This window comes from Streptomyces flaveolus (genome assembly GCF_000716535.1).
Taxonomy (GTDB): domain Bacteria; phylum Actinomycetota; class Actinomycetes; order Streptomycetales; family Streptomycetaceae; genus Streptomyces; species Streptomyces flaveolus_A.
This window is the reverse complement of record NZ_JNWV01000020.1, coordinates 84,930-99,337: the sequence shown is the minus strand read 5'-3', so window position 1 is coordinate 99,337 and position 14,408 is coordinate 84,930. Positions and strand designations below refer to the sequence as shown.

The 14,408-nt window shown below is 68.4% G+C and carries 11 protein-coding genes and 3 pseudogenes; 6 read left to right on the top strand and 8 right to left on the bottom strand.

Annotated elements, in window-relative coordinates; translation table 11 throughout:
- Positions 1-82: 82 nt before the first annotated feature.
- The 5 genes and pseudogenes from OO52_RS52845 to OO52_RS22080 all read right to left on the bottom strand — a co-directional run.
- A pseudogene (locus OO52_RS52845) lies at positions 83-217 on the bottom strand (transposase); the annotation flags it as partial.
- 233 nt (positions 218-450) lie between these two features.
- Positions 451-876, bottom strand: coding sequence for an SsgA family sporulation/cell division regulator (locus tag OO52_RS22100; RefSeq protein WP_051818450.1), 426 nt, complete (start codon positions 874-876; stop codon positions 451-453).
- A 561-nt stretch (positions 877-1,437) separates the two neighbouring features.
- Positions 1,438-1,767 carry an NIPSNAP family protein gene (locus tag OO52_RS22090; protein WP_030645456.1) on the bottom strand — a complete coding sequence of 110 codons (330 nt, stop codon included), beginning with the start codon at positions 1,765-1,767 and terminating at the stop codon, positions 1,438-1,440.
- 40 nt (positions 1,768-1,807) lie between these two features.
- Positions 1,808-2,230, bottom strand: a complete 423-nt coding sequence (locus OO52_RS22085) for an SsgA family sporulation/cell division regulator (RefSeq protein WP_030645454.1) — start codon at positions 2,228-2,230, stop codon at positions 1,808-1,810.
- A gap of 253 nt (positions 2,231-2,483) precedes the next feature.
- The gene (locus OO52_RS22080; protein WP_030645452.1) at positions 2,484-2,900 is read right to left on the bottom strand and encodes a hypothetical protein; all 417 of its coding nucleotides are present in this window, start codon (positions 2,898-2,900) and stop codon (positions 2,484-2,486) included.
- Positions 2,901-3,565: 665 nt separating this feature from the next.
- Here OO52_RS22080 and OO52_RS22075 point away from each other — a divergent pair.
- The 3 genes from OO52_RS22075 (at position 3,566) to OO52_RS22065 (ending at position 9,970) form a co-directional block, all read left to right on the top strand.
- Positions 3,566-6,028: a SpoIIE family protein phosphatase gene (locus OO52_RS22075; RefSeq protein ID WP_051818448.1), complete on the top strand. Its 2,463-nt coding sequence runs from the start codon at positions 3,566-3,568 to the stop codon at positions 6,026-6,028.
- A 67-nt stretch (positions 6,029-6,095) separates the two neighbouring features.
- A complete protein-coding gene (locus OO52_RS22070) occupies positions 6,096-8,534 on the top strand; it encodes an ATP-binding SpoIIE family protein phosphatase (RefSeq protein WP_051818446.1) in 2,439 nt (812 codons plus the stop codon).
- A gap of 443 nt (positions 8,535-8,977) precedes the next feature.
- The gene (locus tag OO52_RS22065; RefSeq protein WP_030645446.1) at positions 8,978-9,970 is read left to right on the top strand and encodes an IS110 family transposase; all 993 of its coding nucleotides are present in this window, start codon (positions 8,978-8,980) and stop codon (positions 9,968-9,970) included.
- A gap of 518 nt (positions 9,971-10,488) precedes the next feature.
- Here OO52_RS22065 and OO52_RS50915 read toward each other — a convergent pair.
- A complete protein-coding gene (locus tag OO52_RS50915; protein WP_158712536.1) occupies positions 10,489-10,641 on the bottom strand; it encodes a hypothetical protein in 153 nt (50 codons plus the stop codon).
- A gap of 209 nt (positions 10,642-10,850) precedes the next feature.
- Positions 10,851-11,000, bottom strand: a pseudogene (locus OO52_RS47610) (hydrophobic protein).
- A 76-nt stretch (positions 11,001-11,076) separates the two neighbouring features.
- On the opposite strand from OO52_RS47610, the pseudogene OO52_RS52835 reads away from it, so the two are divergent.
- The 3 genes and pseudogenes from OO52_RS52835 to OO52_RS22050 all read left to right on the top strand — a co-directional run.
- A pseudogene (locus OO52_RS52835) lies at positions 11,077-11,184 on the top strand (CsbD family protein); the annotation flags it as partial.
- 516 nt (positions 11,185-11,700) lie between these two features.
- The gene (locus OO52_RS22055; RefSeq protein WP_030645442.1) at positions 11,701-12,891 is read left to right on the top strand and encodes a YncE family protein; all 1,191 of its coding nucleotides are present in this window, start codon (positions 11,701-11,703) and stop codon (positions 12,889-12,891) included.
- A 42-nt stretch (positions 12,892-12,933) separates the two neighbouring features.
- Positions 12,934-13,851: an IS5 family transposase gene (locus tag OO52_RS22050; protein WP_030645440.1), complete on the top strand. Its 918-nt coding sequence runs from the start codon at positions 12,934-12,936 to the stop codon at positions 13,849-13,851.
- On the opposite strand, the gene OO52_RS22045 is transcribed toward OO52_RS22050, so the two are convergent.
- Complete coding sequence (locus OO52_RS22045; protein ID WP_030645438.1) at positions 13,808-14,344, bottom strand: hypothetical protein; 537 nt, start codon at positions 14,342-14,344, stop codon at positions 13,808-13,810. The genes OO52_RS22050 and OO52_RS22045 overlap by 44 nt on opposite strands.
- Between the last annotated feature and the right edge of the window lie 64 nt (positions 14,345-14,408).

Below are 14,408 nucleotides of genomic sequence, written 5' to 3'. Positions count from 1 at the left end.
GAGCGTGACCCGGCCCGGCCCTTCAGAGGGGTTCTTGGATCACTCTCCGTGCCAGGGCCACGGAGGGTCACCACAACCGCGATCATGAACGGTCTCGCGCCGCCAGGAGGACCCGCTTGCGGAGCAGGTCGAAGTTGGCCCGGCCGAACATCTGCCGCTTCAACATCTTGATCTTGTTGTTGTGGCCTTCGACGGCGCCGGAGCTGTGGCGCGGGCTCAGCCCGGCAACCACGGCGTCGAGGTCCTGGCCGAGGCCGGTGGCGAAGCCGTGCAGGGCCGGGTAGATCGTCGGCTTGGACGGCATCGATCCGCTGGTCGAGGGGCCGGCCTTGGCGGTTGTTCATCAACTCAGCTAAGGCGCGGACGTGTTCGGCGGTGGGGTCGAGTGCTGGGCAGCGGGCGAGGATCGAGACGTCCGTGTGCCTGCCTCAGGTCGCACCATGCCCGGACTCACCCTTTGGCGAGGAAGTGCGCCAGCAAGCGGTCGAAGTCGCTGTGGCCGAGCTCGGCCCCCCGGGGCACCACTGCCTCCGTTTCGTGCAGGAACGCCTTGAATTCCTGCGCTGGGGCTTTGAGCAGGGCCGTACCGGACGGCGGGTTGAGAAGGATGTACAAGTCGCGGCGGCCCTCCTCGCCGGTGGGCCAGATGCGAACGTCTCCCTCGCCGGCGGGGCCCTCCAGGCCGTCGATCAGCAAATCGCGCCCGATGATCCATTCCACCGGCTCGTCGCTGCCGATATTGGTGGTGAATGCGGCATGGACCACATAGGGATCACTCGGCTCGTACCGCAGATTCATGATCACGGGCAAGGACGTCGCATGGACGCCGACAAGCTTCGCAGGTAGCCCCCGGATCACAGTTCTCAATGACTTCATCGGGTCTTACTCCTGGTACTGCTTCGAGTCATCCGGGAAGGGCTCTCGGAAGGGCTGTCGACGGATTCAAAGGGGCTGTACAGAGACGCGGTTACTGCGAGGACCGGTGGCAGTCGGCACGAGGACACCCGCAGGAGCAGTCCTTCATGCCGTCGGCAAGGGCGCCCAGCCGACGGGAGCAGGCGAAGCCACTACTGCCGGGCGGGGCCATCACGAAGATGTGGCCCATGGTGGTTGCCGGACAGAGGGCGCCCTTGGGTTCAGCGATCGACGCTGCACCGGTCGTGGTTGTGGTGAACCGACTCGTCACGGTCCCCACCTCGACGTGGGCCGTGGTTGCCGGGGCCCCGTCCCGCAAGGCAGAGCCGTCCTTGGACCGGAACGGCACGTTGTCCGAGTCCGAGGAGACGCACATGACCACACAGGTGCCCTGCTCATGGGTCGGTATCGATGCCGGCAAGGGCCACCACTGGTGGGTCGCCGTCGAAGACACCGGAACCACCATCGCAGGGCCGCCGGATACCGGCCCTTCTGGCCGCGTCACTCGTCGCAGGCGGATCGTCAGCGCAAGGGTGAGTCCACGGTGGGAGTCAGGAGGGTCTCGTCGAGGCCGACGATCTGGCTGATGTCGAAGCCCTCCATGTCCGCGCGGAATTCAGGACTCGACAGGTATGCCTCCAGCCGCTCCTGCACGTCGTCGGCGTCCTTGTAGGAAACGAGGGCGTACAGCCGGGGAGTGTCGCTTCCGGGCGCCGCGGGCACCGTCCAGACGCCGTGGGTGGTGATCCGGTGCTTGGCCATACCGGGAATGTGCTGGGCCCAGATCTTCTCGTAGGCGGCGAGCGCGTCGGAGCTGCGCAGGGTGTAGACGCGAAGCTGGTACTGGGACATGACACTGGTTCCTTTACTTCTGAGCATGGATGGTCGGCGGTCAGCCTTGGGGGAGGAGGTGTGCCAGTTCGGCATCCCAGTCGATGAGTCCGGACTCGGCCCCCCGTGGCACCAGAGCCTGGGTGTCCTGAATGAAGGACGAGATGTCCTGCACGGGGACCTCGAGCAAGGCGGTGCCTGCGGAAGACCCGAGGGCGATGTAGATCGACTCGTCCCCCGGCCCTGCGGCCGACCAGATCCGGACGTCCGCGTGGCCTGCGGAACCCTCCAGACCGTCAGCCAGAAGATCCCGCCCCAGGATCCATTCGACCGGCTCGTCACAACCGACGAAGAAGGCGGCACGGACGACATAGGGATCAGCGGGCTCGTAGCGCAGACGTACGCAGAGGGGCAACGAGGAGACGTGCGAGACGACCAGCTGCACGGGCACCCGCCGTTCTACGACCTTCAAGGACTTCTTCATCGGCTTCCGCTCCCGGGTATGGCTCGGCGGTGCCTCACACCGGCCCATGGCGAAGAGGCAGCGCGGGCGGAGGCGGTACGGCAGGGGGCGGGCGCCGGACGGCACCGGCGCACCGCATGATGGGTGGCGATGGGTGGCGCTGCACTCACTCGGTCGGCAGTCGGGGACGCCGCCCCCGACCGCCAGACGGGTCCCCGCTGCCGGCAGGGACAGGGCCGAGGGGAACTGCTTGCGCTCATGGCCGATACCGGTCTCACCGGTCGTCGCGGCTCAGGTCATGGTGGTGCCTGCCCCGGCCGTCGTGCTCGCAGCGGTTCCCGTCGTGGCGGTAGGACCTGTCGGACGTCCAGCCGCCGTGTCCCTCGTCCTCCCAGCGGTAGAAGTGACCATCGCGGTAGTAGAGACCGTCGCAGTCGTGCCGGGTCGAATCGGTGCCGTGGGGGTCTTGGTGCCAGCCGCGGGCTTCGTCGCAGGAGTAGCCCCGCTCGAGCAGGTAGCCGACACCGTGGTCCCAGCTGTAATCAGCGGCCACGGCCCGGCCGGCCGGGTGCTGGGCGTGCGTGGACGCAAGGGGCGCGGCCGAAGCGGTGCCACCGGCACCGAGGACGGCGGCACCGGCGACCGCGACGGAGGAGACAGTGAGGGCGATGCGCTTTGCGAGCTTCTTCATGATCTTTCCTTTACGAGGGAGTGATCTGCGTCAACGGCGGTTCTGCGAGGCGATGTATGACGCCCGGTGTGATCCGAGCGAGCAGTTCCATACGTCGTATGGAAGCGCGCTTTCATTGTTACCATACGCCGTATGGAAATGTCGAAGTGACGAAGGTAACCGTTGACCGGCTGGCGTGAGCGCCAATAGGTGTCGCTCTTCAGCGCGAGCCGCCATCCGTACAAAGCGGATGGCCCTGCCGGACTCGGCAGGCGTGTGCACCTGGGCTCCGGCCTGCCGGGAGTGCTGACCGTCAGGGCAGAGACGGCCGCGAGGTTGCCGCCCGAGTGATCGCCAGGGTGGGCCGCCATCCGGCGGGTGGTCTGAACCTCGGGAGCCGGTCCCGCCCACCGCGCATGCTCGGCGGAACCCGCTACCCGTCCGTTCACCTGCGAAGCCGTGGCCTGGAGCCCCAGCATCTGACTTTCCGATCACCTGTGAGGGTCTTGACGTCCGAGTCCTTGGGTCTGATGATTTCATCAGAAAAGGGCAAATTGCTCGGATATGACACATACCGCACCGTGTGCCGCTCACCGGGACATCGCCGTTCACTACCACCGCTGCACACAGGGCCGCCGGACCACAGGCCGACGCTCCTACTTCCGCACCGATGGGATGGACCGCGCATGACCAACATTGACCACACCCTCCTCGCCGAGCCGGTGAGCCTCCCCGAGGTGCCCGACGCCGCGATAGCGGTGATCGATGCCCAGGGCATCGTCGTGGGGTGGACGCACGCCGCTCAGCAGCTCGTCGGTTATGCGGCCGGGGAGGTGGTGGGCCGGTCCGCCGCACACGTGCTGCCGCCTCCTGAGGACGCCCGGAGGGCGTTGGCGTTCGCCGAGCAGTGCCGTGCGCGGGGCGGCTGGTCCGGCACCGTCGCGATACGCCACCGCGACGGCCACACGCTCAGGATGACGCTGCGGGTCTCGCTGCTACGGGGACAGGGCGACGACACCCGGTGGCTGGCGTCCGTGACGGACATAGGATCTCTGTCCTCGGGGGCGACCGGGGGACCGGTGCGCGAGTCGCTCCTGGCCCGAGCCCCGATCGGCATCGTTGTTTATGACGCGCAGCTGCGCTGTGTATGGGTGAACGACGCCATGGAGCGGCACGACGGCGTGCCTCGTCACCGACGCTTCGGGCGCGGTCTGAAAGACTCACTGCCCGCAGTCGAGGCCGAAGCGCTCAAGGTCGTGATGCGACAGGTGCTGGAGAGCGGCACAACGACGGTGCACGAGTACCGTGCGTGGCCGCCCGCGGACCGGCCCCGCGAGCACGCGTTCTCCGCCTCCTTCTTCTGTCTCCAGGGGGCGGACGGCACCCCGTTGGGCGTGTGCTCCATGACCGTGGACGTCACCGGAAACAAGCGGGCGCGCGAGCGCCTCGCCATCCTCAGCGAGGCCAGCACGCACATCGGCAGCACCCTCGACGTGATGCAGACCGCCCAGGAACTGGCAGAGCTCACCGTGCCCCTGCTGGCCGACCACGCCGTCGTCGACCTGGTGGAGTCGGTTCCGTTCGGACTCGAGCCCGCCGCACGGATCGGCACGACGAGCGGACGCCGCCCTGTGTTGCGCCGTGCCGGGGTGGCCTCCGTCGACCAGGGTGTCCTGGAGATGCCAGCGGTGCGTGAAGAGGTGATCCACGTCCCCCCGACCTCGTCGTTCGCCGCCGTCCTGCGCACGGGCAGGTCTCACCTGGAACCGGTGCTGGACACTCATGCCGGCCCCTGGGTCGACCACGATCCGACGCGTGCGCAGAAGGTACGCGACAGCGGCGTCCACTCTTTGATGGTCGTACCCATCCGCGCGCGGCGCTGCGTGCTGGGACTGGCGCTGTTCGGTCGCTCCGTGGAGCAGACGCCGTTCCAGGAGGACGACCTGCTCCTCGCCGAGGAGCTGGTCACCCGGGCCGCGCTCAGTTTGGACAACGCGCTCCAGTACGCGCGCGAGCGCACCGCCGCTCTCACGCTGCAACGCGACCTGCTTCCCCGCCGGGTGCAGGGCGGTGCCGCCGTCGAGGTCGCCTCGCGCTATGTGCCAGCCGACATGGACCACGGCGTGGGAGGTGACTGGTTCGACGTGATCGAGTTGTCCGGAGCCCGGGTGGCCCTCGTCGTCGGCGATGTGGTCGGACACGGCATCAACGCCGCGGCGACCATGGGCAGGCTGCGCACCGCCGTGCGCACGCTCGCGGACCTCGACCTGCCCCCGGACGAACTGCTGACGCACCTCGACGACACGGTCCGGCGACTGAACGACGAGGACGCCGACGCCACCGACCGGGTCCCAGCGGTCGTCGGTGCCACCTGTCTGTACGCCGTCTACGACCCGGTCTCCCGACGGTGCACGCTGGCACGGGCCGGACATCCGCCGCCCCTGGTCGTCGACGCACAGGGCGGGGTCACCGTCCCCGACCTGCCCGCCGGAGCCCCCCTCGGCCTCGGTCTCGGCCTGGTGCCTTTCGAGTCCATGGAACTGGAACTGCCCGAAGGAAGCGTGCTCGCCCTCTACTCCGACGGCCTGGTGGAGTCCCGCGGCGAGGACATCGACGTCGGCCTGCAGCGTCTGGGCGCCGCCCTGGCACAGCCCGGTACCGCCCTGGAGGACCTGTGCTCACGGGCCATGGAGACCTTGTCGGCGCAGGCACCGGCCGACGACGTCACCCTGCTCCTTGCGCGGACGCGCGCCCTGCCACCCGCCCAAGTCGCGTCCTGGGATCTGCCGAACGAACTCGTCACCGTCCCGACGGCCCGCCGTCTGGCCGCCCGTCAACTCCATGAATGGGGTCTGCAGCCGCTGGTGACGGCCGTGGAGTCGCTCGTCAGTGAACTGGTCACCAATGCGATCCGCCACGGCGACGGCCCGATCCGCCTCCGGCTCATCCAGCACCGGGTGCTTACCTGCGAAGTCTCCGACACCAACACCGGTCGGCCACGCTCCCGCCATCCCGGCAATCTCGACGAGCACGGCCGCGGCCTTCACCTGGTCGGTCGGCTGTCGCGCAGGTGCGGTTTCCGCTCCGTGACAGACGGCAAGGTCGTGTGGGCCGAACAGGACCTGCCATCCCCAACAGGTGCCCGCTGAGCGCCGACAGCCGCCACAGGATCCCCATCTCCCGTAGCCGCCGAACCTCGTAACGAAAGCCAGAGACATGGACGCATCGGATGTTGAAAACGCCTACCCGGCAGGCGCCTTTCGAGGTGCGACGAGCGTCTCCGGCGCCGGCCCCGGCGGCCGGCCGCCCGCCTTCGACGGTCTGGCCGCGGCAGTGCTCGACGATCGGGGCACGGTGGTCGGGTGGACCGCCACAGCACAGGACCTGACCGGGTTCTGCGCCGACGAGGTCCACGGCCGCCCCGTGCGGGAGCTCGTGGCCGACCTCCCGCACGACCCGCGCAGGGCCGCACACGTGCCGGCGACCGGCCGGGTACGACTGCGTCACCAGTGCGGCAACACGATCGACGTCACATTCCGGACCACACGGGTGCGCGGCTCGGCGGACTTCCTCGTGCTCGCGGCCCCCACTCCTCACGTCGTCGACCACCGGCACGGCGCAGCCCTCCTGCGCGCACTGTCCGCACAGAACCGGGTCACGATCGCCCTGCACGACACGGATCTCACCACCGTGCAGACGAACGCCGTGCCGGACACTCCCGACGGCCGTCCCATACAGCCCGGCGCCCGACTGAGCGACGTGCTGTGCGCCGAGGACGCCGAGACCATCGAAGTGGTACTGCGGCAGGTGCTCGAGACGGGCGTCCCGGTGATCCACAGAAACCAGCGAGTGAGCTGGCGACATCATCCGGCGCGGCGGCACGCGCTGTCGCTGTCCGCCTTCCGGCTGGAGGACGCGCGAGGACGCCCCGCAGGAGTCGCAGCCCTGTACATAGACGACACCGACCAACTGCGTGCCCGCCGACAGCTGGATCTTGCCCGCGCCGTCGCCGAGCGGGTGGGGGGCTCCCTGGATGCCGTGCGGACCGCCCAGGATCTCGCGGACGCCCTCGTACCCACCTTCGGTGATCTCGCAGCAGTCGACCTTGCGGAAGCCGTCTTTGACGGTGGCGAACCCGCAGAGCGGTTGGGTGGCGGAGATCCGCGTCTGCGCAACGCTGCCCTGGCGCCGGCCACCGCGGACTGGCCGCCTGGCATCCAGCGCGGCAACCTCGTCCCATCCCTGTCCGACCACCCCCTCCTGCGCCGCTTCCAGCACGGCGAGGCGGTCGTCTACGGCCGGGACGACTACATCGCCCTGATCGGCGGCCCACATCTGGCCGAGCAGTTCCTCCCGCACGACGTCCAGGCGGTGATGGTGGCACCGCTGCACGCCCGCGGCCTCACCCTCGGAGCGATCGTGGTCTGGCGCACCGGTCCGTCCGAACCGTTCACCGAGGACGAGGCGGATCTCATGAGGCAGATCGCCTCACGGGGAGCACTCGCCATCGACAACGCCCGCCGCTACACGCGCGAGCACAGAGCGGCCATGGCCCTGCAGCAAAGACTCCTTCCCCCGGCCACGACCGACACTCCGGCGGCCGAGACCGCCGGCGTCTACCTACCGACAAACCGTGGGGGCGGCACCAGCGGCGACTGGTACGACGCCATACCCCTGCCCGCTCTCCGGCTGGCCCTCGTCGCCGGAGACGTGATCGGCCGCGGCATACCCGCCAGTGCCACCATGGGCCGTCTGCGCGCTGCCATCCAGACCCTCGCCGACCTCGAACTGGAGCCGGACGAGTTGCTCACGCGTCTCGCTGACCTGGTCCAGCGCCTCGCGGCGGAAGCACCCCCTGGCGACCACGACGTCATGGGCGCCACCTGTCTGTACGCGGTCTACGACCCGGTCACCCGACGCTGCGCCATGGCCAGCGCCGGGCACCCGCCGCCCGTGCTCGTGCGGCCCGACGGGAGTGCCGAAGCCGTCGGCATACTCCCGGGGCCGCCCCTCGCCGTCTGCGGCATGCCGTACGAGACAACCACGATCGACCTCGAGCCGGGCAGCGTCCTCGCGCTCTACACCGACGGCCTGGTCCAGCAAGCCACACACGACGTCTGCGACGGGCTCCAGCGGCTGACCGAAGCTCTCGCCACCTCCTGCCGCCCGGACCGCGCCCTGGACGAGACCGGCAGGGCCCTTCTCGACAACCTGGTGGACGAAGCACCGCGTGACGACGCGACCCTGCTGCTGGCACGCACCCGCGCCGTACCGGCGAAGGACACCGCTCACTGGCGGATACCGGCTGATCCGGCTGCCGTCTCGGACGCCCGGGAATGGGCGACCCGCCAGCTCACCGCATGGGGGTTGGACGACCTCCTCTTCCCCACCGAACTCATCGTCAGCGAACTGGTCACCAACGCGATCCGCTACGGTCGTCCGCCGGCCGAGCTGCGACTGATCCGGCACCACGTTCTGGTCTGCGAGGTCACCGACTCCAACAGTGCCCAACCCCGTCTGCGCCGCGCTCGCACCACTGACGAGGCTGGACGCGGCCTGTTCCTCGTCGCCCAACTCGCCGAGCGCTGGGGCTGCCGCCACGGCCAGAACCACAAGACCATCTGGTCCGAACAGCCCATAACACGCGCCCACTGATCACGCCCGGAGCCGGCTGACGTGGCTGCAAGCCGGATAGACAGAGAAAACCAGGTGGGTGCTGTCTTACGGTGGGGACGGCTGTCCGTCATCGCCGGTCACGAGTCGGCGGGGAGTCAACTCATTCTCAGCCTGCTCCGGCCAGCTTGGGCATTGGTTCGGGCGAAGCCATCCGGCTGTGGTCGGGACGTGCCGATGCGCCGGGATCGATGGGACGGTTGCGCGATGCCGTCCCGGACGGGGGTCTGACTCTTGAGATCTTTGACCGAAGTGTCCAGTCACAGGCGTGTCGACTGTCGTTGCGGGATGGTGCCTGCTGGTACCGAGCCACAGGGCGTGTCCCAATAGGGGCCTTGCCGAGTTCAGGCGCCATCACGGTTCAGACCGCCCCAGCGGGCCGGTGCCATCCACGCACTACGTCATCACGCGGGAGGCGGACCACCATGACGACCAGACAGCGCAGCACCTCCTACAGCACGGATCCTCCCGTGCGGAGAGAGGTCGTACTGGGCGTGGACACGCACGGTGAGGTGCACGTCGCCGCCGTGGTGTCCCCGCTGGGGAAGATCTTGGGCACCGAGTCCTTTCCGGCGACGGTGGCCGGCTACCGGCGGCTGCTCATGTGGGCCCGCAAGCTGGGTACGGTGCGCCGGGCCGGTGTGGAGGGCACCGGCACCTTCGGCGCGGGCTTGTCCCGCTACCTGGTGACCCAGCAGATCCAGGTGTTCGAAGTGAACCGGCCCGACCGGTCGGCCCGCCGGTTGCTCGGTAAGTCGGACCCGCTCGATGCGCAGGCCGCAGCGCGAGCCGTGCTCAGTGGTCGGGCCCAGGCCAAATCCGGCGACGGACCCGTGCACAGCGCCCGGATCTACAAACTCGCCAAGGACTCCGCGGTCAAGGCCCGCACCCAGGCGATCAACCAGCTCAAGGCCGTCCTGGACATCGCCGACCCCGCCCTGCGGGAACGGTTGTCGACCTTGGGCAATGCCGAGCTGTTCCGCACCTGCGCGACCCTCAGCCCGCCCGATGGTGGGGGAGACGAGGACGCGGTGGCCCAGGCCACCCACATGACGTTACGCATGCTCGCCGAGCGCATCGAACAGCTCACCGGGCAGATCAATGAGCTGAACCAACGCCTGACCCGGCTCGTCGAACGCCACGCGCCGCAACTGCTCGTACCGGTGGGCATCGGTCCGGACAGCGCGGTCACTCTCCTCACGCGGCGGCTCAACCACGGCGGCGACCGACAGGCCAACGCCGCCCTGCACCGTATCGTCTTCACCCGGCTGCGCCACGACCCGCGCACCCAGGCGTACTACGAACGCCGCACCCAGGAGGGCAAGACGCGACGCGAGATCATCCGATGCCTCAAGCGATACGCAGCCCGCGAGGTCTTCAACCTGGTCAGGCCGGTTCCCGTCACCCCCTCGTTATAGGGGCAGTCGTGAGACGTGAGAGGGTCTGGGGCGTGAGTGAGACACCCCCGAACACCCTGCAATACCGCTTTGACGGGCCAGAAGACGCTCCGGTCCTGATCTTGGGTCCCTCACTGGGTACCACATGGCACAGGTTGTAGAGGCCGTCTTTCGGCGTCCACGTCAGTCCAGGGCGGGTGCGTAGTAGCAGGTCAGGGCACTGCGGTCCGGGGGAGTCGGCGTAGTTGGTGGCAGACGCGTGAGAGGGGCGTTCGCTTTCGAGCCCCTGTAAAAGCGGCCGGCGGGGGATCCGGAGTGGGTGCGCTGCAGCTCCAGCCGCGGCACCGTACCCCTCGGGTTCTCCTCGACTGAGCACTCGATGCGACGGTGCTGTGATGACGCACGTCTTGGTGAATGCCGCCGGAGGCTCTTCGCTATTGACCGGGCGTAGCCTTCACCAGCGCAAAGCATCTGCAAGGTGTACCTCCCTGCCGTGAGGGCGCGTCCGTCGACGGTGTCGCTGCCGCCCGCCTGCTGCCTCACGTGTCTGGCAACTTGTCGACCAGGGGCATGTGGTGCTCGTTGTAGCGGTCGCCCTGGAAGTCGATCCGGCCGGTCAGTCCGTCGGCGAAGAGAGGAAGCCGAGTGGCGCCGATGTCCTGCTCGACGGACGTCGTGTACGCGGCCGCCAAGCCCCAGAGGGGGAAGTGTGCGATTCCGTGAAGGGTATTTGCAGATGCCTACTGGAACGTGGTGGTGCGCAGCCCTCCGCCGGCGGGTATTCGGCGTAGCGAGGGGATCGGCAAAGCCTTTGGCCGCAACGAGCAGGATGTTCCTTTTTTTGGGGCGTCTTCGTCCGATATTACATACCGGCCCCCGCCCGACGTGATGATTGGTCAGGTCACCATCGATACCAGCGGCCGCGACCACCGCCGGCACTGGTGGATCGCATGACGAAACCGAGCAGCCACACGACCAGCACGGCGAGGGACACCCATCAAAGGATCTTGACGGCGAAACCGGCACCGAAAAGGATGACCGCGAGAAGCAGGGAAGCATAGTTATCGAACTCCTGCCCGCCCGTCTTCCCTGCCTTTTCTTCGACCAAGGGCAAGGCCAAGGAGGCTCTGGGAACCGCCTTCAGCAACGACCGTATGGCCGCCAAAGGTGAGGCGGAGAAGAGCACCGGGGACGCCCGCGAAGCCAAGGTGAAGGCCAAGGACGCCTTCAAGCACTGGCCTTCCCGAACCCTGGCCCGAGAAGGTCGCTTGCAGCTCTCCGCCGGAATCGTCTCGCTCGCGCGCCGATGATCTCGGCAGGTCTTTCGTATCGTTGGTAGCCGCTGTGGCCATCAGCGGGCTCAGGGCCGCGTCGCGGGGCAGGAAGTGATCGGCGGCCCGGGAGTACAGGAACAGCTCGTCGTGTGCGGAGGCGAGCGCGGTGACCTTCAGGCCGCGGTCGCGGGCGAGTTCCATGGTGTGCGCCGCCAATGCGCAGGCAAGCCTCGCATCCCTTCATGCGCCGTTGCTGCGCAGCACGGCGAACGCCTGGTGCTGGAGCTGGGTCAACCCCGTACACCGACGACGCGGTACTCCCTGCACACCTTTCACGAAAAGCCCCTGGTTGTAGGTATACAGCGCCCGAGGCGTGTGGCTCATTGTGTTCGAACGAATACCTAGAGTGCTTGTCTTCGCGGGTCTGGGGGCAGACGTCGAAGCGTTCCGCAGTCGCGTGGAAGGACGCTTTGTTTCATGGCTCACCGCAAGGTGTATCTCGCCGTCGGCCGAACCAGCACCCGGATCTACCGCTTCGACCCCATCGACGGCGACACCCGCGTCGTCGACAACGTCGCGCCCTACGAGAGCGGCTACACCGCCATGGGAGCGCAGTACCGCGGAGACGACAAGGAGCCGTTGTTGCTGGCCGTGAGCCGCAACAAACTCATCACTGTCGACGTGGCGGCCGGCACCTTGAAGGAGCAGGTCATCGACGGGCTGCCAAACGGGCCCTGGTTCGACGGCGACATGGATCCCGACGGCAAGACCCTCTTCGTCGTCAGCAACCCCGACACTCCCAGCTACGCCATCGACGTGGCAGCCGGCACGGCCGCACCCCGCAACGCACCGGGAGGCGGCCGGTGGGACGACTTCGCCTACCACCCCAAGGACGGACGGCTGTACTCGGTGGAGGGCGACAACGGCGACCTGCTGCTCGTCGACCCGGGTCGGCAGCCCATGAAGACCGTGCTCAAGCGGGGTGTCTTCCCGCCCGCTCAAGCCAGCGCCGCGGCAGGCTCACGCAAGGCGTACGCGGCCACCTTCTTCGACCAGGACGGCAACTTCTACGCCGTCGACTCCGCGGGCAACGTCAACCACCTGGATCTGACCACGGCGGAGGTCCCCGACCACTCGCAGCGCATCGGACGGGGCAGGGTGCCCGTCGGCGACCTGGAGATCGTCAACGGGGCCGGGCGTATCACCCCGCTGCCTGTGCCGCCCAGTTACGACGAGATCGTCGTGACGAAGAAGTTCAAGGGGACATGGGAGAACGGCGAACCCCGGGGCCGGGTCTACAGCTTCGACCTCACCCTCACCGCCGTCAGCAAAGACAGCGGCACGGCGGAGGACGTCAGGAAGTTCCGTATCTCCTTCGACCTGCCCACGGTCAAGGGCGCGAAAGCCGAAGCGTCCGGCGTTGACGTCATCGCCCAGGACGGCAAGGCATACCTGAGCTCGGTGGGCGACCAGTTCCTCGCCGCGGGCACGTCCCGGCCGATCACCGTGCTGATCAACGTGCCGGGCGACCCGGCCCACCTGCCCCAGGAGTACCCCCTCGACGGCCTCAGAAGCTGTTGTCTTTTCGATCTTGAGGGATGTGTGTCGAACGGGAGTCCCGATCGGGTGGTCGCGGGGCGCTGGGCGCATAAGAACAGGGCCTCCTGAACAGCTCGTTGGTGTCGAATCACCGAGCAGCAGGAGGCCCTGGTGCAGCAGTCTTGCGTGCCGATGGCCGGGCAGTCCAGCGCGGTCACCTGGGAGTGTGACTGCCTGGCTCACCGGTTCGGAAACGCCGCCGACAACGACACGCGGCAGCCGCGCTACCCGACGGACATGACGGACGAGGAGTGGGCCCGGGTCCTGCCGCTGCTGCCGGTGCCGAGCTGGATGCGCGGCCGGGGCGGCCGGCCGGAGGCGTATTGCCACCGGGCCATGCTCGATGCGATCCGGTATCTCGTGGACAACGGGATCAAGTGGCGGGCGATGCCCGCCGACTTCCCGCCATGGGACCGCATCTACGCATTCTTCCGCCGCTGGCGCGACAACGCCCTGGTCAAGGAGTTCCACGACCGGTTGCGCGCGAGGGTCCGCGAGGAGCTGGGACGGGACGCGCAGCCGACCGCCGGGGTGATCGACTCGCAGTCCGTCAAGGCGGACGCCGTCGTCGGCGCCGGCAGCCGGGGCTTCGACGGCGGCAAGCTCATCAACGGCCGCAAGCGGCACGTCGTGGTCGACACCCTCGGCCTGCTGCTGGGCGTGATGGTCACCGCCGCGGACACCGGCGACCGCATCGCCGCCCAGGCCCTGCTCGGGCAGGTCGCCGACGTGCACCACCGGCTGGAACTGGTCTGGGCCGACGGCGGCTACACCGGCAGCCTCGTCGAGCACTGCCTGGCCACGTTCGCCCTGGTCCTGGCGATCGTCAAACGCAGCGACGACCGACGAGGGTTCGTGGTGCTGCCCAAGCGGTGGATCGTCGAGCGCCTCTTCGCCCACCTGATGCGAAGCCGCCGCCTGGTCCGCGACTTCGAGCGGCGCACCACCAGCGCGGAGGCGATGGTCCACTGGTCGATGACCTTGCTCATGACCCGTCGCCTGGCCCGGTCACGCCTGCAGCGAGGGTGAAGCGGCCCGGCTGCTGCTCGGCCAGCCAGCCGCGGGCCACCAGGCGTTTCGCTTTCGACCGCAGTGCCTCCACCCGCGCCGGCACCACGTCCATGCCGAACACGGCGGCCATCTCCTGGCAGGTCAGCGGCCCTTGATGGAGCCGGGCCCGGTCCGCGAGCGCCGTGAGGATGCGCTGGTAGTCCACCGACAGCACCGACCAGGCCAGCCCCTGGTGCCACACCGGCACCTGCGACTTCGGCTTCGCCGCGTCCCGCAGCGTCGACTGCACCTCCGCACCCCGCGGATCCGCCATGACCTCCGCCTCGGCGGCGGCACCGTCGTCCGGAGCCAGCACCGTATCGACCCGCCTGCGAGCGATCGCCCACTCCTGCCATTCCAGCTCGGCCGCGGCAAGCTCTGCCTGGATGCGGTCGGCCTCCTCCCGCAGCCCGTCGACTCGGCGCCGAGCGGCGAGCTCGTGCTGTTCCAGCAGCCCGACAACTGACGGCATCCGCGACCTCCCGGGGAACGACGACCCGACAGGCCACCACTCCCACGGAACCACCACTCCTACC

Coding starts and splice junctions, on each gene's coding strand:
- OO52_RS22045 (WP_030645438.1), bottom strand. CDS start 14,344: ATGCCGTCAGTTGTCGGGCTGCTGGAACAGCACGAGCTCGCCGCTCGG.
- OO52_RS22070 (WP_051818446.1), top strand. CDS start 6,096: ATGGACGCATCGGATGTTGAAAACGCCTACCCGGCAGGCGCCTTTCGA.
- OO52_RS22080 (WP_030645452.1), bottom strand. CDS start 2,900: ATGAAGAAGCTCGCAAAGCGCATCGCCCTCACTGTCTCCTCCGTCGCG.
- OO52_RS22065 (WP_030645446.1), top strand. CDS start 8,978: ATGACGACCAGACAGCGCAGCACCTCCTACAGCACGGATCCTCCCGTG.
- OO52_RS22090 (WP_030645456.1), bottom strand. CDS start 1,767: ATGTCCCAGTACCAGCTTCGCGTCTACACCCTGCGCAGCTCCGACGCG.
- OO52_RS22100 (WP_051818450.1), bottom strand. CDS start 876: ATGAAGTCATTGAGAACTGTGATCCGGGGGCTACCTGCGAAGCTTGTC.
- OO52_RS22055 (WP_030645442.1), top strand. CDS start 11,701: ATGGCTCACCGCAAGGTGTATCTCGCCGTCGGCCGAACCAGCACCCGG.
- OO52_RS22085 (WP_030645454.1), bottom strand. CDS start 2,230: ATGAAGAAGTCCTTGAAGGTCGTAGAACGGCGGGTGCCCGTGCAGCTG.
- OO52_RS22075 (WP_051818448.1), top strand. CDS start 3,566: ATGACCAACATTGACCACACCCTCCTCGCCGAGCCGGTGAGCCTCCCC.